Annotated in this window: 14 protein-coding genes; 5 read left to right on the forward strand and 9 right to left on the reverse strand. The window is 63.1% G+C overall.

The window, feature by feature from the left end; genetic code table 11:
• The first annotated feature begins 408 nt into the window (after nucleotides 1-408).
• Both algB and ACMGG8_RS03220 read left to right on the forward strand, forming a co-directional pair.
• Nucleotides 409-1,755: a sigma-54-dependent response regulator transcription factor AlgB gene (gene algB / locus ACMGG8_RS03215; protein ID WP_016963951.1), complete on the forward strand. Its 1,347-nt coding sequence runs from the start codon at nucleotides 409-411 to the stop codon at nucleotides 1,753-1,755.
• A gap of 10 nt (nucleotides 1,756-1,765) precedes the next feature.
• Nucleotides 1,766-3,550: an ATP-binding protein gene (locus tag ACMGG8_RS03220; RefSeq protein WP_060836889.1), complete on the forward strand. Its 1,785-nt coding sequence runs from the start codon at nucleotides 1,766-1,768 to the stop codon at nucleotides 3,548-3,550.
• A gap of 4 nt (nucleotides 3,551-3,554) precedes the next feature.
• Here ACMGG8_RS03220 and ACMGG8_RS03225 read toward each other — a convergent pair whose 3' ends face one another.
• The 7 genes from ACMGG8_RS03225 to ACMGG8_RS03255 all read right to left on the reverse strand — a co-directional run bounded on the left by ACMGG8_RS03225 (nucleotide 3,555) and on the right by ACMGG8_RS03255 (nucleotide 10,990).
• Nucleotides 3,555-5,174, reverse strand: coding sequence for an EAL domain-containing protein (locus ACMGG8_RS03225; protein ID WP_414159165.1), 1,620 nt, complete (start codon nucleotides 5,172-5,174; stop codon nucleotides 3,555-3,557).
• A gap of 75 nt (nucleotides 5,175-5,249) precedes the next feature.
• Nucleotides 5,250-6,029 (reverse strand): N-acetylmuramoyl-L-alanine amidase, encoded by a 780-nt coding sequence (locus ACMGG8_RS03230; protein WP_414159166.1) that lies wholly within the window; start codon nucleotides 6,027-6,029, stop codon nucleotides 5,250-5,252.
• Between the two features lie 103 nt (nucleotides 6,030-6,132).
• Complete coding sequence (locus tag ACMGG8_RS03235; RefSeq protein ID WP_414159167.1) at nucleotides 6,133-8,340, reverse strand: diguanylate cyclase; 2,208 nt, start codon at nucleotides 8,338-8,340, stop codon at nucleotides 6,133-6,135.
• A complete protein-coding gene (locus ACMGG8_RS03240) occupies nucleotides 8,337-9,215 on the reverse strand; it encodes an endonuclease/exonuclease/phosphatase family protein (protein ID WP_060836885.1) in 879 nt (292 codons plus the stop codon). Before ACMGG8_RS03240 ends, ACMGG8_RS03235 begins: the two co-directional genes overlap by 4 nt.
• A gap of 8 nt (nucleotides 9,216-9,223) precedes the next feature.
• Nucleotides 9,224-9,853: a thiol:disulfide interchange protein DsbA/DsbL gene (locus ACMGG8_RS03245; protein WP_016963942.1), complete on the reverse strand. Its 630-nt coding sequence runs from the start codon at nucleotides 9,851-9,853 to the stop codon at nucleotides 9,224-9,226.
• A 195-nt stretch (nucleotides 9,854-10,048) separates the two neighbouring features.
• Complete coding sequence (locus ACMGG8_RS03250; protein ID WP_016963940.1) at nucleotides 10,049-10,654, reverse strand: c-type cytochrome; 606 nt, start codon at nucleotides 10,652-10,654, stop codon at nucleotides 10,049-10,051.
• Between the two features lie 45 nt (nucleotides 10,655-10,699).
• Nucleotides 10,700-10,990 carry a c-type cytochrome gene (locus ACMGG8_RS03255; protein ID WP_016963939.1) on the reverse strand — a complete coding sequence of 97 codons (291 nt, stop codon included), beginning with the start codon at nucleotides 10,988-10,990 and terminating at the stop codon, nucleotides 10,700-10,702.
• A 193-nt stretch (nucleotides 10,991-11,183) separates the two neighbouring features.
• Here ACMGG8_RS03255 and yihA point away from each other — a divergent pair, with 193 nt between their 5' ends.
• Nucleotides 11,184-11,825, forward strand: a complete 642-nt coding sequence (gene yihA / locus ACMGG8_RS03260; protein ID WP_060836883.1) for a ribosome biogenesis GTP-binding protein YihA/YsxC — start codon at nucleotides 11,184-11,186, stop codon at nucleotides 11,823-11,825.
• A gap of 411 nt (nucleotides 11,826-12,236) precedes the next feature.
• Here yihA and polA read toward each other — a convergent pair whose 3' ends face one another.
• Entirely contained in the window at nucleotides 12,237-15,029 is a 2,793-nt protein-coding gene (gene polA / locus ACMGG8_RS03265) for a DNA polymerase I (protein ID WP_060836882.1), read from the reverse strand.
• A 74-nt stretch (nucleotides 15,030-15,103) separates the two neighbouring features.
• Between polA and ACMGG8_RS03270 the strand changes: the two genes are divergently transcribed.
• A complete protein-coding gene (locus ACMGG8_RS03270; protein ID WP_047306771.1) occupies nucleotides 15,104-15,391 on the forward strand; it encodes a DUF2782 domain-containing protein in 288 nt (95 codons plus the stop codon).
• 65 nt (nucleotides 15,392-15,456) lie between these two features.
• Nucleotides 15,457-16,407: a homoserine kinase gene (locus ACMGG8_RS03275; RefSeq protein WP_060842080.1), complete on the forward strand. Its 951-nt coding sequence runs from the start codon at nucleotides 15,457-15,459 to the stop codon at nucleotides 16,405-16,407.
• A gap of 85 nt (nucleotides 16,408-16,492) precedes the next feature.
• Here ACMGG8_RS03275 and ACMGG8_RS03280 read toward each other — a convergent pair whose 3' ends face one another.
• Entirely contained in the window at nucleotides 16,493-17,413 is a 921-nt protein-coding gene (locus tag ACMGG8_RS03280) for a zinc ABC transporter substrate-binding protein (protein ID WP_414159168.1), read from the reverse strand.
• Between the last annotated feature and the right edge of the window lie 60 nt (nucleotides 17,414-17,473).

Here is a 17,473-nt window from a genome sequence, read left to right on the forward strand (position 1 = left end):
GTTATGGAAGCCATGGCTCGTGCTTCGCTGATAGGAGGGTTATTGCAGTCTGCATGCCAGCTTTCACCAAGGAATAAATATCAATAAAATCAACAACTTAATGCCATTCAAAAGTACCACCCCACACGCATCCTGCACGATGCACGCTGGCCGACCGTGCGAAATGCACGATCGGCGCGGACCGCCTGGAGGGCTTTTTGATATGAGGGGGAACTTTGCCGAGCGGCGGACGGCCTGATACAGACCAGGCCCATGCCCAGCAGCTGTAAAAGCCATTGAGTTTCAGTCGGTTAGCCATTTCGGCCGGAGATATCTAACCTGCATGCCGTGGAATGGATCAGAATCAACCTTGCAACTTGCCCGATTTATCCGGGACTAAATAAGATCATTCATAAAGGAGCCTGCGAAATGGAGTCAGCGCCGGAGAATCAAGGCCGCATCCTTCTGGTGGATGACGAATCCGCAATCCTTCGCACCTTCCGTTACTGCCTGGAAGACGAGGGCTACACCGTGGCCACCGCCAACAGCGCAGCCCAGGCCGATGCACTGCTGCAACGCCAGGTGTTCGACCTGTGCTTCCTCGACCTGCGCCTGGGCGAAGACAACGGCCTGGACGTGCTGGCGCAGATGCGCACCCAGGCGCCCTGGATGCGGGTGGTGATCGTCACCGCCCACTCCGCCGTGGATACCGCGGTAGATGCGATCCAGGCCGGTGCCGCCGATTACCTGGTCAAGCCCTGCAGCCCTGATCAACTGCGCCTGGCCACCGCCAAGCAACTGGAAGTGCGCCAGCTCTCGGCGCGCCTGGAAGCCCTGGAAGGTGAAGTACGCAAGCCCAAGGACGGCCTGGACTCCCACAGCCCGGCCATGAAAGTGGTGCTGGAAACCGCGCGCCAGGTGGCCGGCACCGACGCCAACATTCTGATTCTCGGTGAATCGGGCACCGGCAAGGGCGAGCTGGCACGGGCCATCCACGGCTGGAGCAAGCGGGCGAAGAAGTCCTGCGTGACCATCAACTGCCCGTCCCTGACCGCCGAACTGATGGAAAGCGAGCTGTTCGGCCACAGCCGCGGGGCGTTCACCGGGGCCAGCGAAAGCACCCTGGGCCGGGTCAATCAGGCCGACGGTGGCACCCTGTTCCTCGATGAGATCGGCGACTTTCCCCTGACCCTGCAGCCCAAGCTGCTGCGCTTCATCCAGGACAAGGAATACGAACGCGTCGGTGACCCGGTGACCCGCCGGGCCGATGTGCGGATTCTTGCCGCCACCAACCTCAACCTCGAGGACATGGTGCGCGACGGGCGCTTTCGCGAAGACCTGCTGTACCGCCTGAACGTGATCACCCTGCACCTGCCACCCCTGCGCGAACGCAGCGAAGACATCCTGACCCTGGCCGATCGCTTCCTCGCACGCTTCGTCAAGGAGTATTCGCGACCGGCCCGGGGCTTTTGCGACGAGGCCCGGGAAGCCCTGCTCAACTATCGCTGGCCGGGCAACATCCGCGAGCTGCGCAACGTGGTGGAGCGGGCGAGCATCATCTGTCCCCAGGAACGGGTGGAGATCATCCACCTGGGCATGGCCGAACAACCCACCAACAATGCCCCGCGGATCGGTGCAGCGCTGAGCCTGGACGAGCTGGAAAAGGCCCATATCGGCGCGGTCCTGGCCACCAGCGACACCCTGGACCAAGCGGCCAAGACCCTGGGCATCGACGCCTCGACCCTGTACCGCAAACGCAAACAGTACAACCTGTGAGCGCTCCCCCATGAAGTTAGCGATGAAACTGCGAACCCGGCTGTTTCTGAGCATCTCGGCCCTGATCACCGTCGCCCTGCTGGGGCTGGTGCTCGGGCTGGTCAGCGTGATGCAGATGGCCAATACCCAGGAGTCGCTGATCCGCAACAACTTCATCACCCTGGACCTGGGGCTCAAGCTGCGCCAGACCCTGGGCGACCAGTTGATCATCATGCTCAGCAAGGAGCCCGACCGCGCCGCCCTGGAAACCTCCCGGGAGCACTACCTGGCATTGCTCGACCAGGGCATCGCCCAGGAACAGCAGAACCAGGGCAGCCAGCACTTTCAGCAGGCCCGCGATGACTACCTGAGTTTCTTCCAGGCCTTCGAACGCATCAGCGGCGCCCCCGGAATCAGCGACAACCAAGCGCTGACCGAGCGCTTCAATGCCTTGCGCAACGGCCTGATCAACGAACACAAGAGCGCCCTGGACAACATCAGCCAGGTGGAACGCCAGGCCCGTGACCGCGCCCTGCTGGTGGCCGGCCTGCTGGGCCTGGTGGCCCTGGCGGTGCTGATCATCGGCTTTATCACCGCCCATGCCATCGCCCGGCGTTTTGGCGGCCCCATCGAGGCCCTGGCCAAGGCCGCGGACAAGATTGGCCAAGGCAATTTCGACGTCACCCTGCCCATCTCCGCGGCCGCGGAAATGAACCTGCTGACCCGGCGCTTCGGCATCATGGCCGAGGCCCTGCGCCAGCATCAGGCAACCAATGTCGACGAACTGCTGGCCGGCCAGCAGCGCCTGCAGGCGGTGCTCGACAGCATCGACGACGGTCTGCTGATGATCGACCGCCAAGGCCGCCTGGAGCACCTCAATCCGGTGGCCCAGCGCCAGTTGGGCTGGGATCAGGAGCGCCTCGGCCAAGGCCTGGGCAGCGCCCTGCAACGCCCGGAACTGGACGAACAGCTGCAGCTGGTGCTGCGCGGCGGCACCCTGGAGCGGGCCCCGGAAGACCTGGATGTGGAGGTCGACGGCGAGTCCCGTCTGCTGACCTACAGCCTGACCCCGGTGAGCCACACCCAAGGTCATATTCTCGGGGCGGTGATGGTGCTCCACGACGTCACCGAACAGCGTGCCTTCGAGCGGGTGCGCAGTGAATTCGTGCTGCGCGCCTCTCACGAGCTGCGCACCCCGGTCACCGGCATGCACATGGCGTTCGGCCTGCTCCAGGAACGCCTGCACTTTGCCGAAGAGTCCCGGGAAACCGACCTGCTCAATACGGTCAACGAAGAAATGCAGCGCCTGATGCAGTTGATCAATGATCTGCTGAACTTCTCGCGCTACCAGAACGGCCTGCAGAAGCTCACCCTCGCTCCCTGTTCCCTTGAAGAGCTGCTGGAGCAGGCTCTGGAGCGCTTTCGCGAACAGGCACAGCGCCAGGACATCGACCTGCTGCTGGACCTCCAGGCGCCGCTGCCGCGCCTGCACGCCGACCGGCCGCAGCTGGAACGGGTCCTGGACAACCTGATCGACAATGCCTTGCGCCATACCGCCAGCGGCGGCCAGATCCGCCTGCAGGCCCGGCGCCATGGCGAGCGGGTCATCATCAGCGTCGAGGACAACGGCGAGGGCATTGCCTACGGCCAGCAGGGACGGATCTTCGAGCCCTTCGTCCAGGTCGGGCGCAAGAAAGGCGGCGCCGGGCTCGGGCTGGCGCTGTGCAAGGAAATCGTCCAGCTCCACGGCGGCCGCATGGGGGTCTACTCAAGGCCCGGACAAGGCACCCAGTTCTACCTGGCCTTGCCCCTGTAGGGCATCAGGCTTCGTCGTCCAGGCGCCGGGGCACCAGGCGCCGCCCCCGGGTAATCAGCTCGGTGAACTGCAACGCGCTCAGGGCATGGGCGAACAGCCAGCCCTGACCGTAGCTCACGCCTTCACTGTTGAGCAGCGATGCCTGGTCTTCGAACTCGATGCCCTCGGCGATCACCTTGAGCTTCAGGGCATGGGCCATGCGGATGATGTGGGGCGCCACGCCACTGCTGGCGGCGTCATGCCCCAGGGCGTCGATGAACGCCTTGTCGATCTTCAGGCAATCCACCGGCAGGCTTTGCAGGTAGGCCAGGCTGCAGTAGCCGGTGCCGAAATCATCGATCAGCACTTGATGCCCCACGTCCCGTAGCGCCTGCAGGTTGTCCCGCGCCACCACCACATCGATCAGGCCACGCTCGGTGACCTCGAAGGCGATCTGCCGCGCGGCCACCTTGTGCAAGGCCAGGAGCCGCGCCATGACCTGGCCGATGCGCGGCACCATGACATCACAGGCCGCCAGGTTGACCGAGATGTACAACTGCGGATTGGCCCGCAGCACGTGCCCCAGTTGTTCCAGCAGGCGCTGCAGGACAAAGTCGGTGATCTGGCGGATCTGCCCGGTGTTTTCCGCCAGCGGAATGAACAGGTCGGGGCTGGTCAGGGTGCCATCCGGACGGCGCCAGCGCAGCAAGGCTTCGGCCCCGACGCAGACCCGGCTGCTGAGGTCGAAGATCGGCTGGTACAGCACCTGCAACTCGCCACGGCGCAGAGCGCCTTGCAGCTCCGCCCCGAGGGATTGGCGCTGACGCGCCAGCTGATACACCAGCCCGCCGATACACAGCGCCAGCAACAGGCTGATCGGCAACAGCCACCACCAGCCATCGAGCATTTCCGCCTGCATGCTGGCCCGGGGCGTGATCAGCACCAACTGGTACTCGGGATTCTGGGTCGGCATGCGATAGATCAGCAGGTCCGGGGTCACTTGCAGCGGCCCGTCGCGACCGGCGCGCCAAGGTTCCACCGGCGGCCAGGCATGGGCCTGGCCCAGTACCGGAATCGCCCGGGCACCATGCTCCACCACCACCATCAGGCTGCCACCGGCCGGCAGGTCCACCACATCGGTCAGGTGCCCGCGGGAAGTGGCCACGCGAAAATCGCCCCGGCCCAGCATCAGCGCGGCCAGGTTTTCATTGGGCTGGGCAGAGGTGTTGAGCCAGTAGCTGTAGGTCGGCCCGCGGATATCCGGAGCCCTGAGCGAGGGCATCAGGCTCTGGCGCGGCGAGTTGGAGCAGCTTTGGGTGGCGTCCATGTAGGCCGCTTCATAAATGAAGCGGTAGTTGAAGCTGACCTGCTGCAGGGCGCTGATCAGCTCGGCGCTGCACTCGCGCAGCGGCTGGGCTTCGAGCTCGTCCAGTCCTTCACGCAGTTGCCCGAACAGTTGTTCCAGACGCTCCAGGAAGCGCTTGCCCTGGGCATTCATCTGTTCGCTTTCCCGTTGCTGGACCTGATGCATGGCCACCCCGGCACTGCCGAGCACCAGCAGCGCCGCGCTCAGCGCAGCCGCCAGCGTCGCCAACAACCAGGGGCGATGGAACCAGGTGCGCAGGGGCTCACGAGGGACGGGCATCGTGGAGGATCCGAGGGATACCAATGAGTTATAGCAACTGATTGGGTAATCGGCCCGGACCGTCCGGCGGCGTCATTATTTTGTCTGATTGAGGACCTGGAGCATCGCAGCACTTTCGGCATCCGGAATGCCATCGAAACGGCTCGGGCGATAGTGCATCTGGAAAGCCGCCAGCACGTGCCGGGTGGCCTGATCCAGCTCGCCGGTCTGCGGGGTGGCGTAGCCCAGCTGGGCCAGTTGCTGCTGGAACCAGCCGATGCTCGGCAGGCTCACCGCGAAGTACGCCTGCTGACGGGCCACCGCCTGGGCATTGGGCCACAGGCCGAGGCCGGCGTCGGCCAGGCGTTTCCAGGGGAACAGCGGTCCCGGATCGAGCTTGCGCGACGGCGCGATGTCGCTATGACCGATGATGTGACGCGGGGAGATGTTGTTGCGCTTGCTGATGTCTTTGAGCAGCACGATCAGATTCTGGATCTGCGCTTCGCTGTAGGGATACCAGAGCCGTCCGTTGGGACCATCGCGAAAGCCCGGGTTGACGATCTCAATGCCGATCGAGCTGGAGTTGAGCCAGGTACGCCCCTGCCACTGGCTTTCGCCGGCGTGCCAGGCGCGGTATTGCTCGTCCACCAGCTTGTAGATGGTGGCCGACTTGTCATCGCCGATCAGGTAGTGGCTGCTGACCTGGCCGCGCGTCAGCAGGGCCAGGGAACGCTCCAGGGACGCGGAGGTGTAGTGAACGATGATGAACTGGGCCCGCTGATCGTAATTCACCGAGGGGTGGCCGGTGTCGATACGCGGACCGCTGGCGCAGCCGGCCAGGAGCAGGAGCGAGAAGGCAAGAGCAAGGCGTTTCATGGCAAAAGGCAATACGCTGAAGACAAAGAATGCAACAGTGTAACGTACTGCCCGCGCCACCATGGGCAAAAACCGTGGCTTGAGACAGGAATCGGCCTGCGCCTCAGCCTGCCTCCACCCGGTTGCGACCGGCGTCCTTGGCCCGATACAGCGCCTGATCGGCTCGTTTGATCACCAGTTCGCTGCGATCACCGGGCTTGAACGCACTGAGGCCGACGGACACGGTGATGGTCACCCGCTCTCCCTTGAAATGAAACGGGCAAGCCTCAATCGCCGCCCGCAGCGCTTCCACGATTCGCGCACCAACCGGCCAGGGGGTATTGGGCAGCAGCAGGACGAACTCCTCGCCACCGAAGCGAGCGATGAAATCGCTGCCCCGCAGACGCTTGCGCAGCACGTTGGCGATGATCTTCAACACCTTGTCCCCGGCCAGATGACCGTAGTTGTCGTTGATCCGCTTGAAGTGATCGAGGTCGAGCATGGCCAGCAGCAGGCTGTTGCCATGTTGCTGCCATTGGCCGATCTCGTGCTCCAGGCGCTCGCTCCAGGCCGCGCGGTTGGGCAAGCCGGTCAAGGGGTCGATCAGCGCCTTCTGCCGCTGTTCTTCGAGGTGTTCACGGTAGCCCTGGGCTTCCTGCTCCATGCTCGATACGCGTTCTGCCAGGCTTTGCAGGCGGGCGGCCACTTCCTTCTCGCGCTCGTCGCGCTGCTTCTGGTGCTGATCCATGGTGCCCAGCAGACCTTCCAGATGACTTTCCAGCACCTGCTTGAGGTCATCCAGGTCCGCCGCTTCCTGCACACTGCTTTGCAGGCCATCGACCTGTTGGCGGATCTGCGAGTCCATGGCCCGCGCCGCCGAGCTGCTGTCGGCATGGCCGTCGCTGGCCGCCTGCAGATTGCTCTGGAAGGCTTCCAGACGCTCGTTGAGCTGTTTGAGGTAGGCCTCGAACTCGTGTTGGCCCGAGTCGGTGATCGCCAGCATCAATACCGCCAGATCATCGAGGATCGGCAGCAATTCATACCAGTTCAACCCATGCTGCAGACGATCGCGCATGGCTTCCGCCTGGGGTCGATGGCGCTCCGGCAGGCTCAGGTCGTCGAGCAGCCCCAGCAAGGTGTGCTCGATATGCTTGGCCACCGAGCTATAGGACGGCTCGGGGGAGTCCGGCAGGGCGTAGAGCACATCGTGCTCGGACTGCTCCGGATCGATGGCGGCCAGGGCCTCGGCCATGACCGGCGGCAAGGGCAGGCTGTCGAGCAGCACCGCCGGGGAAACCGCAGGCAGAGGCAGCAACTCATCGGGGTTGGGCGCAACCGGCTCGCTCTGAGGCTCGCTAGGAGCCTCTGCCGGCGACTCGGCGAGCGCGACCGGAGCGGCGTCGACGGATGCCGGAGCCTGATCTGCCAGTTCGAGCGCAACGGGCGCTTGCATCTCGACCTGGGGCGCCGGCTCCTGCGGCTGTTCCTGCGCCAGGACAGGGGGCACGAATGCCACCACCGAAGGCGCGGCCGAGGCGCCGACAGCTTCGGCCTCAATCCTGGCCGGCGCGTCGGATGCAGGCTCCGCAAGCACGAGCGCCTCGGGTTCGGCCGGGGCGGGGGCCACGGCCAAGGGTGCCGGAGGAATGGCGGCGACTTCCGGCAAGTCCGTGGTCGGGGTCTGGTAGTGCTCGCGAGCCACTGCCTCTGGTTCTGCAACTGCCTCGGCCGGAGGAGGGGATTGCACGCTCGCAGCGGGAACAGGCGCCGCGGGCGGGGCCGTTTCGGCCTGGGGCGCTTCACCGGCGTCTCGTCCCCCGAAGAGGCGCTGCAGCAGACTCGGGCGACCTGGCTCGGCCGGGGTTTCCAGCTGGCTCAGGGCCTTGCCCTGAAGGCTGCTGAGCTCCCCCAGCAACAGGGGAATCTCCCGCGCCTGGCCGACCCGCCCATCCAACTGCTTGGCGAAGGCCTTCAACGGGCGGCTGACTTCCCGGGGCAAGGGCAGGGACTGCAATTGGGTCACCAGCGCCGTCAAGGCGCTGCTCATCTGTTCGATCCTGGTTTCACGCCGTTGCTCGGAATCCAGCACGGCCTTTTCCAGGCGCGGCAACAGGGCCGCAAGCCCCGCATCCATGTCGTCGGTGCGCACCACCTCGCGCATTTCCTTCATGCACTGGTCGACCGCGCGGTCGGTGCCTTCCGCCGCCAGGGTGCTGCGCACCAGGCCGCGACGCAGCAAGTCCAGGCGAGCGGCCCAACGGCGCTCAAGCTTTTCCTGCTGTTCGATACTTTTGAGGTACTTCTCTTTCCAGCGCTGGGCGTCGTCGCTCATTCATCGGTTCCGCGAGGTGCAGGACTCAACGCGGGCAATGCATCGGCCGTGAGCGAACCCGGCAGACGAATCTCTACCGCGACCGGCAGGTGATCGGATATGGGTTGGGCCAGGACTTCGACTCGCTCCAGGGTCAGGCTGGGGCTGAGCAGGATATGGTCCAGGCAGCGTTGCGGACGCCAGCTGGGGAAGGTCGCCTGCAGTTGCGGCGCCAACAGGCTGAGGTCGCGTAAAGGGGAGTGCTCCAGCAGATCGCTGGCGTGGGTGTTCATATCCCCCATCAGCACCTGATGTTTGTAGCCGCCGATCAACTCGCGGATATACGCCAGTTGCCGGGTTCGGACCCGGGCACCCAATGCCAGGTGCATCATCACCACCACCAGCGCTTCGGGGCCTTCACCAAAACGCAGGAGGATCGCTCCGCGCCCCTTGGGGCCGGGCAGCGGATGGTCTTCAATGGCCCAGGGACGCAAGCGGCTGAGCACGCCGTTGCTGTGCTGTGCCAGGCGTCCAAGGTTGCGATTGAGCTGTTGATACCAGTAGGGGAAGGCGCCCAGCTGAGCCAGGTGCTCCACTTGATTGACGTAGCCCGAACGCAGGCTGCCGCCATCGGCTTCCTGCAGGGCTACCAGGTCGAAGTCCCCCAGCAGGTTGCCGATCTTCTGCAGGTTTTCGGCACGCCCGTTGTGAGGTAGCAGGTGCTGCCAGCCACGCGTCAGGTAATGGCGATAGCGCTCGGTACTGATACCGACCTGGATATTGAAACTGAGCAAACGCAGGCGACTGTCCGCTGGCAGGCCGGTCGACGCCAAATGGTGTTCGTTGACCTGCGGATCATGCAGGCCAACGATGCGTTCCGAGCCCCAGCGCGGCATGGCGGCGCTTACTTGGCTGCGCGCTCTTTGGCGATCAGCTGGTCGGCCACGCTCAGCGCGCCTTCAGGACCACCGGCGGTGCCCAGGTCGAAACGGTACTTGCCGTTGACCACCATGGTCGGTACGCCGGTGATCTGATAGGCCTGGGCCTTCTTCTTGGCGTCCTCGACCTTGCCTTTGACGGCGAAGGAGTTGTAGGTGCTCAGGAACTTGTCCTTGTCGACGCCTTCGGCGGCCAGGAACTCGGCCATTTCCTCGGGAGTGGCGAGCTTCTTGCCGTTGTGGATAGCTTCGAATACGGCTTTGTGAACCTTGTGCTCGACGCCCATGGCTTCCAGGGTGATGAACAGTTGGCCATGAACGTTCCAGATGCCACCAAACATGGCTGGAATGCGCACGAAGTTGACGTCGGCAGGGAGTTTCTCAACCCAGGGATTGATGGTCGGCTCGAAGGCATAGCAGTGTGGGCAGCCATACCAGAACAGCTCTACGACCTCGATCTTGCCAGGCACGGCAACCGGAACGGCGCTGCTCAGCTCGACGTAGGTTTTACCGGCTTCAAGCGGCTCGGCAGCTTGAGCGGTCACGCCAAACAGGCTGGCGGTGACGAGAGCGGCGCTGAGAATCAGATTACGCATGCTTTACTCCTGGACAATTTTGGCGCCTCGCGCGACCTGAATTCAGACAGATCATGGCGGGCTTGAGTTCGCTAGTGTAGCGGCAGACGCCATAAAAAAGGGCGGCCTGAGCCACCCTTTATGCTTGCACCGTCAGATTAATCGATCATTAACGTTGCCGCGGCTCAACACCCTCGGCAACTTGATCGAGCCGGCTTAGTGCAGGCCCTGAATATAGCTGGACACCGCCTCGATGTCTTTGTTGCTCAACTTGGCGGCGATGCTGCGCATGACCATGGTGTCGCCGTCGTTGGTACGGTTGCCTTCGCGGAAGTCGGTCAGTTGCTTGGCCACATACTGTGCGTGCTGGCCACCCAGATGCGGGAAACCGGCCGCTGCGTTACCCGCGCCATTTGGCGAGTGGCAGCCGGTGCAGGCAGGCATGCCCTGGTCGAGCTTGCCACCACGGAAGAGCTCTTCGCCGCGGGCCACGACCTTGGGATCGGCGGCACCGACGCTGCCTTTCTGGCTGGCGAAGTAAGCGGCGATGTCAGCCAGGTCCTGATCGCTCAGGTTGGTCAACAGGCCGGTCATCTCCAGCACTTGGCGCTTGCCGGACTTGATATCGTGCAGCTGCTTGTCCAGGTACTTTTCCCCCTGGCCGGCCAGCTTGGGAAAGTTTGGCGCCATGCTGTTCCCATCAGGACCGTGGCATGCGCCACAGACTGCGGCTTTCGCCTGACCGGCAGCAGCGTCGCCTGCGGCATGGGCTACACCTGTGATGCCCAAGGTCAACAGCAGACTCACGAGTAATTTGTTCATCAGCTAATCCAACTACGGCTAAGGGTTAAGAGTTATGGGCCGGGATCACTCGCTCATCCAGTGGATGATGGCTCGGTAATCCTCGGCACTGCAGTCCATGCACAAACCACGCGGCGGCATCGCCTTGAAACCCTGGGTCACGTGTTGCACCAGCGTCTCCATACCTTGCGCCAACCTCGGCGCCCAAGCTTCCTGGTCGCCCTTGCGGGGCGCCGTGGGTAGTTGGCCGGAATGACAAGCCCCACAAACACGGTTGTACACAGCTTCCGGATCCTGTGTAGCCTGAGCGCTGTAAAGCGGCATCAAGACACCGGCAGCTAGCAGCCATTTCGTCATAAAACGACCTTTTCAGGGTTGAGAGCGTGCTGCGTTCTAGCGCGCAGTCAAGGTTTATCGCTCTCGTGAACTTCATCCTACGCTGGGACAAAGCGCACACAAAATCTGCGGCATTATATACTGGCGCTACTGAAACGGAAACGACACCGCTCGCCGCGTCCACTCTCGGCATCGCCCCTATCTCGGAAATCCCATGCAACTCAAGAACCCCATCCTCGGTCTGTGCCAACAGGCTACGTTCATGCTCAGCGCCGCCAAGGTCGACCAATGCCCGGACGATGACGGCTTTGAAGTGGCCTTCGCCGGGCGTTCCAACGCCGGTAAGTCCAGCGCCCTGAACACCCTGACCCATGCCAGCCTGGCACGCACCTCGAAAACCCCGGGGCGCACGCAGTTGTTGAACTTCTTCAAGCTAGACGACGATCGCCGTCTGGTCGACCTGCCGGGCTACGGCTACGCCAAAGTGCCGATCCCCTTGAAGCAGCACTGGCAGCGCCACCTGGAAGCCTATCTGGGCAGCCGCGAGAGCCTCAAAGGCCTGATCCTGATGATGGACATCCGGCATCCCATGACCGATTTCGACCTGCTGATGCTGGATTGGGCCGTGGCCAGCGGCATGCCGATGCACATCCTGCTGACCAAGGCCGACAAGCTGACCTACGGCGCGGCCAAGAACACCTTGCTCAAGGTCCAGTCGCAGATCCGCAAGGGCTGGGGCGAAGCGGTCACCATCCAACTGTTCTCGGCCCCCAAGCGCATGGGCCTGGAAGAGGCTTACACCGTACTGGCGGGCTGGATGGAACTGGCCGACAAAGGCGCTGAAACCGAGGCCTGAGCGGTAGATAAAAATTGTCTGCGCGGTGATCAGGCAAGGCAAAAAGCGGCGGGAAAGCGGAGTTTAGGGGCCTAAATGAGCATTTCCCGCCGTTTTTTAACGCAGCATGGGCGCTGCGCAGGCAATTTTCAGGCAAAAAAAACCCCGGACTTCGTATGGGGAGGGGGAAGTTCGGGGTTCAAGTTCTAGACCGCTAGGGCGGGGTCCAGATATCTGCCAACACTTAACACAACATAGGAGCATCGAAGGGCTTCACCAGCCATTCAGTAACTCTGAGTGGGCTTTCACTGGATTAGTTCCAGCGGGTTGCAAAAACTATTGGCAATAAGCGATGAAATTTTCCGTGCTAATAGCCAGTCGCCAGTTTTTGCCGCGACACTATGCCGCGGCAAAAAGCACTGAAAAGTGCCCTTAATGGGCCTCATCCCAGTTATTTCCCACCCCGACTTCCACCAATAACGGCACATCCAGGGTCGCGGCACCGCTCATGTAGCCACGAATCTCGTCGCGCACCTGGTCCACCAGGTCCTCACGCACTTCCAGCACCAGTTCGTCGTGCACCTGAAGGATGACCCGGGCATCCAGCTGCGAAGACTCCAGCCAGTTGTCCACCGCCACCATGGCTTTCTTGATGATGTCCGCCGCCGTGCCCTGCATTGGCGCGTTGATCGCCGTACGCTCGGCGCCGGCTCGCTCCTGCGGCTTGTTGGAGTTGATCTCCGGCAGGTACAGCCGACGACCGAAGATGGTCTCGACATAGCCCTGATCCGCCGCCTGGGCGCGGGTTCGATCCATGTATTGGCGAACCCCCGGATAGCGGGCGAAATAGGTATCGATATAGGCCTTGGCCGTTTTGGTATCGACCCCTATGTCCTTGCCCAGCTTCTGCGCGCCCATGCCGTAGATCAGGCCGAAGTTGATGGCCTTGGCGCTGCGACGCTGATCGGACGTCACATCCTTGAGCTCCACCTTGAACACTTCGGCCGCAGTGGCGGTGTGCACATCCAGGTTGTTGCGGAAGGCATTGAGCAGGCCTTCGTCCCGGGACAGGTGAGCCATGATCCGCAGCTCGATCTGCGAATAGTCCGCCGCCAGCAGCTTGTAGCCGGGCGGCGCGATAAAGGCCTGGCGAATGCGCCGGCCCTCGGCGGTGCGCACAGGAATGTTCTGCAGGTTCGGATCGCTGGAGGACAACCGGCCGGTGGAAGCCACCGCCTGGTGATAGGACGTGTGGATGCGCCCGGTACGCGGATTGATCTGCTCGGGCAGACGATCGGTGTAGGTGCTCTTCAGCTTGCTCATGGAGCGGTACTGCATCAGCACCCGCGGCAGCGGATAGTCGTCCTCGGCGAGCTTGGCCAGCACCTCTTCAGCCGTGGAAGGCTGGCCCTTGGCGGTTTTTTTCAGCACCGGCAGGCCAAGCTTGTCGTAGAGGATGCTGCCCAATTGCTTGGGCGAGCCCAGGTTGAACTCCTCACCGGCGATCTCGAAGGCTTCGCGCTCCAGGGCCACCATCTTGTCCCCCAGCTCGATGCTCTGCACGCCCAGGAGCTTGTCATCCACCAGTGCGCCCTGGCGCTCGATGCGTGCCAGGACCGGCACCAGCGGCATCTCGATATCGGTGAGGACGCTGGCCAGACTCGGGATGGCGGTCAGTTTTTCGAAGAGCGTCTGATGCAGACGCAGGGTGATATCGGCGTCTTCAGCGGCGTAGGGACCGGCCTGCTCGAGCGGAATCTGATCGAAAGTCAGCTGCTTGGCACCCTTGCCGGCAATGTCCTGGAAGCTCACGGTGGTGTGGTCCAGGTACTTCTGCGCCAGGCTGTCCATGTCATGGCGGGTGGCGGTGGAGTTGAGCACGTAGGACTCAAGCATGGTGTCGAAGGCGATGCCGCGCACAGTGATGCCATTGGCCTGATCGCCGCCAATCGCGCAATTGGCCAGGATGTTCATGTCGAACTTGGCGTGCTGACCGACCTTGAGCAGCTTGGGGTCCTCCAGCAACGGCTTCAGGGCCAGCAGCACGGTGTCGCGGTCCAGTTGCTCCGGCACGCCCATGTAGGAGTGGGTCAGCGGGATGTAGGCCGCTTCCCCGGCCTTGACCGCAAACGACAGCCCCACCAGTTGCGCCTGCTGGGCATCGATGCCGGTGGTCTCGGTATCGAAGGCAATCAGCTTGGCGTTCTTCAGTTTTTCCAGCCAGACGGCAAAACGCTCCTGGTCGAGGATGGTTTCGTACTGCAGCTCAAGCGCTGGCTGTTCGGCAGCCGGCGGCTGCGGCGCAGCGGCCGGCGCCGGCTCGGCTTCACTGAGCTCGACGCGCTTGGCGTCGCGCTGCAACTCGTCAAGCCAGCTCTTGAATTCCAGCAGGCTGTAGAGCTCCACCAGCTTCTCGCGATCCGGCTCGCCCAGGTGCAGGTCGTCGAGCCCGATATCCAGCGGCACGTCCACCTTGATGGTTGCCAACTGATAGGAGAGGAAGGCCATTTCCTTGTGCTCTTCGAGCTTGGCCGGCAGGGTCTTGGCCCCGCGAATCGGCAGGGTCGGCACGATATCGAGCTGCTCGTACAGCTCCTTGAGCCCACCGTTGACCCCTACCAGCAGCCCGGAAGCCGTCTTCGGACCGATACCCGGCACCCCAGGGATGTTGTCGGAAGAGTCGCCCATCAATGCCAGGTAATCGATGATCTGCTCGGGAGCGACACCGAATTTCTCCTTCACGCCTTCCACATCCATGCTGCTACCAGACATGGTGTTGACCAGCGTAATGTGCCCATCCACCAACTGGGCCATGTCCTTGTCACCGGTGGAGATCACCACCGGACGATCCGCCGCCGCGCTGCTGCGGGCCAGGGTGCCGATCACGTCGTCGGCCTCGACCCCTTCCACACACAGCAACGGGAAACCCAGGGCGATCACACTGGCGTGCAAGGGCTCGATCTGCACCCGCATATCGTCGGGCATGCTCGGACGGTTGGCCTTGTAATGGGCATACATGTCGTCGCGGAAGGTCCCGCCCTTGGCGTCGAAGACCACGGCGAACGGGCTGTCCGGGTACTGCTTGCGCAGACTCTTGAGCATGTTCAGCACGCCCTTGACCGCGCCCGTGGGCAGGCCTTTGGAAGTGGTCAGCGGTGGCAACGCATGAAACGCGCGGTACAGATAAGAAGAACCGTCCACCAGGACGAGGGGGGCTTGGCTCATGAGCGGGATCAACCTTTTCGGCGGGTCCGGCGCTAGAATAGCGGGACCGTTGACGACAAAGGGACAAGGTTATCATGCGCACACTAAATCGCTTGCTGCTGGCCGGCTTGATTGCAATCGCTCCAATGGCCGTGATCGCCGCAGAAGATGCGCCGTCAGCGGACCCGCAAGTCACCATTCGCACGGAAGGCGACAAGACCATCCAGGAATACCGGCAAAATGGCTTTCTGTACGCCATCAAGGTCACGCCCAAGGGCGGCAAGCCCTATTTCCTGGTGCGCGCTGATGGCTCCGACGGTAACTTCATCCGTTCGGATCAGCCGGATATGCTGATCCCTGCGTGGAAAATCTTTGAGTGGTAAGCCACTCCGACTTCAACTCAATGGCGCTGGCTGAATAGCGGCGCCCGTACTGGCAGTTTTTAACCATGTCTGTGTTCACCCCCCTGGCTCGGCCCGAGCTGGAAACCTTTCTCGCCCCGTATGGGCTCGGCCGCCTGCTTGACTTCCAGGGGATCGCCGCTGGTAGCGAAAACACCAACTTCTTCATCAGCCTGGAACAGGGCGAATTCGTCCTGACCCTGGTGGAACGCGGCCCGGTCCAGGAAATGCCGTTCTTCATCGAGCTGCTGGACGTGCTGCACCAAGCCAACCTGCCGGTGCCCTACGCCCTGCGCACCACCGATGGCGTCGCCCTGCGGGAGCTGGCGGGCAAGCCGGCGCTGCTGCAACCGCGGCTGGCGGGCAAGCACATCAAGGAAGCCAACGCCCAGCATTGCGCCCAGGTTGGTGAGTTGCTCGGCCACCTGCACGTGGCCACCAAGGACAACATGATCAAGCGCAAGACCGATCGTGGCCTGGACTGGATGCAGGAAGAGGGCGCACAACTGCTGTCGCACCTGGATGCCGCCGCTCAAGACCTGCTGCAGCGGGCGCTGGATGAAATCGTCGCACAGAAGACCCGGATCCTCGCCCTGCCCAGGGCCAACATCCACGCCGATCTGTTCCGCGACAACGCCATGTTCGAAGGCACCCACCTGACCGGCCTGATCGACTTCTACAACGCCTGCTCGGGACCGATGCTCTACGACGTGGCCATTGCCCTGAACGACTGGTGCTCCGACGCCGAAGGCGTGATCGACGGCCAGCGCGCCCGTGCCCTGCTCGGTGCCTACGCCAGCTTGCGGCCCTTCACTGCGGCAGAGGCCGAGCTCTGGCCGACCATGCTGCGGGTCGCCTGCGTGCGCTTCTGGCTGTCACGGCTGATTGCCGCCGAGAGCTTCGCCGGACAGGACGTGCTGATTCACGATCCGATGGAGTTCCAGCAGCGCCTGGCACAGCGGCAACGGATCAACATCGCGCTGCCGTTCGCCCTGTAAAACGCTTCGCGGGCAAGCCCGCTCCTACAGAGCGCACCTGTAGGAGCGGGCTTGCCCGCGAAAGACACCCCGCAACAATCCCTGCTTAAAGCTGCTCCAGACAGCCCGCCAGATCGTTCCCCAATTTCTCCAGCACCTGCTCATAGCCCTGAGCGGTCGCGGGCGTATACCCGCCCAGCGCATCCAGCTCCGCCAGCGTCACCGGCAGCCCGGCCACCAGGGTTTCCGCCAACCGCGGACGCAGAGGCGGCTCGCTGAACACACAGGTCTTGCCCACTTGCTGCAACCGCGCGCGCATGGCGGCGACATGCTGGGCCCCCGGCTGCACTTCCGCGGCAACGCTGAAGACCCCGGTGTGCTTGAGGCCATAGGCGTCTTCGAAGTAGTCGAAGGCTTCGTGGAAGACGAAGTAAGGCTTGCCGGCGATGCCTGCCAGACGGGTTTTCAAGCGGGCGTCCAGGGCATCCAGACGCTCATTGAAGGCTTTCAGGTTGCTCTGGTAGCGAGCGGCATTGGCCGGGTCGGCGGCGCTCAGGTCGGCGGCCATGCGGCTGGCGATCACCCGAGCATTGACCGGCGACAGCCACAGGTGCGCATCCAGGGTGCCAGGGCGGTGGTCATGGTCATGTTCGTCGGCATCTTCGGCGTGAGAATGGCTATCTTCGGCGAAGTGGCGAAGTTTCATGCCCGGCAGGTCCTGCACCGCCACCGATGGCAGGCTGCGGCCCTTCAGCACCCGCGGCAGGAAACCTTCCATGTCCGGGCCGATCCAGTACAGCAGGTCGACGCTTTGCACCTTGCGCACGTCCGAAGGGCGCAGCGCATAGTTGTGCGGCGAGGCTCCCGGCGGCAACAGCACTTCGGGCACCGCCACGCCGTCCTGCACCGCCGCGGCAATCAGTTGCAAGGGTTTGATGCTGGTGAGGACCCGGACTTCGGCCTGGGCCGAGCCGATCGCGAACAGGCTGAAGGTAAAAGCGACAAAAAAGCGAAAAAGTCTGGACACGATGGACACTCGAAGAGGCGAGAACGGGTAACATAATAACGTCTCTCACAAACCTCGTCG

It is taken from the genome of Pseudomonas sp. BNK-45, from assembly GCF_047456255.1.
Lineage (GTDB): Bacteria > Pseudomonadota > Gammaproteobacteria > Pseudomonadales > Pseudomonadaceae > Aquipseudomonas.

Excerpts from the sequence above, each read along its gene's own strand:
- algB (WP_016963951.1), top strand. The coding sequence starts at position 409 with ATGGAGTCAGCGCCGGAGAATCAAGGCCGCATCCTTCTGGTGGATGAC.
- ACMGG8_RS03220 (WP_060836889.1), top strand. The coding sequence starts at position 1,766 with ATGAAGTTAGCGATGAAACTGCGAACCCGGCTGTTTCTGAGCATCTCG.
- ACMGG8_RS03225 (WP_414159165.1), bottom strand. The coding sequence starts at position 5,174 with ATGCCCGTCCCTCGTGAGCCCCTGCGCACCTGGTTCCATCGCCCCTGG.
- ACMGG8_RS03230 (WP_414159166.1), bottom strand. The coding sequence starts at position 6,029 with ATGAAACGCCTTGCTCTTGCCTTCTCGCTCCTGCTCCTGGCCGGCTGC.
- ACMGG8_RS03235 (WP_414159167.1), bottom strand. The coding sequence starts at position 8,340 with ATGAGCGACGACGCCCAGCGCTGGAAAGAGAAGTACCTCAAAAGTATC.
- ACMGG8_RS03240 (WP_060836885.1), bottom strand. The coding sequence starts at position 9,215 with ATGCCGCGCTGGGGCTCGGAACGCATCGTTGGCCTGCATGATCCGCAG.
- ACMGG8_RS03245 (WP_016963942.1), bottom strand. The coding sequence starts at position 9,853 with ATGCGTAATCTGATTCTCAGCGCCGCTCTCGTCACCGCCAGCCTGTTT.
- ACMGG8_RS03250 (WP_016963940.1), bottom strand. The coding sequence starts at position 10,654 with ATGAACAAATTACTCGTGAGTCTGCTGTTGACCTTGGGCATCACAGGT.
- ACMGG8_RS03255 (WP_016963939.1), bottom strand. The coding sequence starts at position 10,990 with ATGACGAAATGGCTGCTAGCTGCCGGTGTCTTGATGCCGCTTTACAGC.
- yihA (WP_060836883.1), top strand. The coding sequence starts at position 11,184 with ATGCAACTCAAGAACCCCATCCTCGGTCTGTGCCAACAGGCTACGTTC.
- polA (WP_060836882.1), bottom strand. The coding sequence starts at position 15,029 with ATGAGCCAAGCCCCCCTCGTCCTGGTGGACGGTTCTTCTTATCTGTAC.
- ACMGG8_RS03270 (WP_047306771.1), top strand. The coding sequence starts at position 15,104 with ATGCGCACACTAAATCGCTTGCTGCTGGCCGGCTTGATTGCAATCGCT.
- ACMGG8_RS03275 (WP_060842080.1), top strand. The coding sequence starts at position 15,457 with ATGTCTGTGTTCACCCCCCTGGCTCGGCCCGAGCTGGAAACCTTTCTC.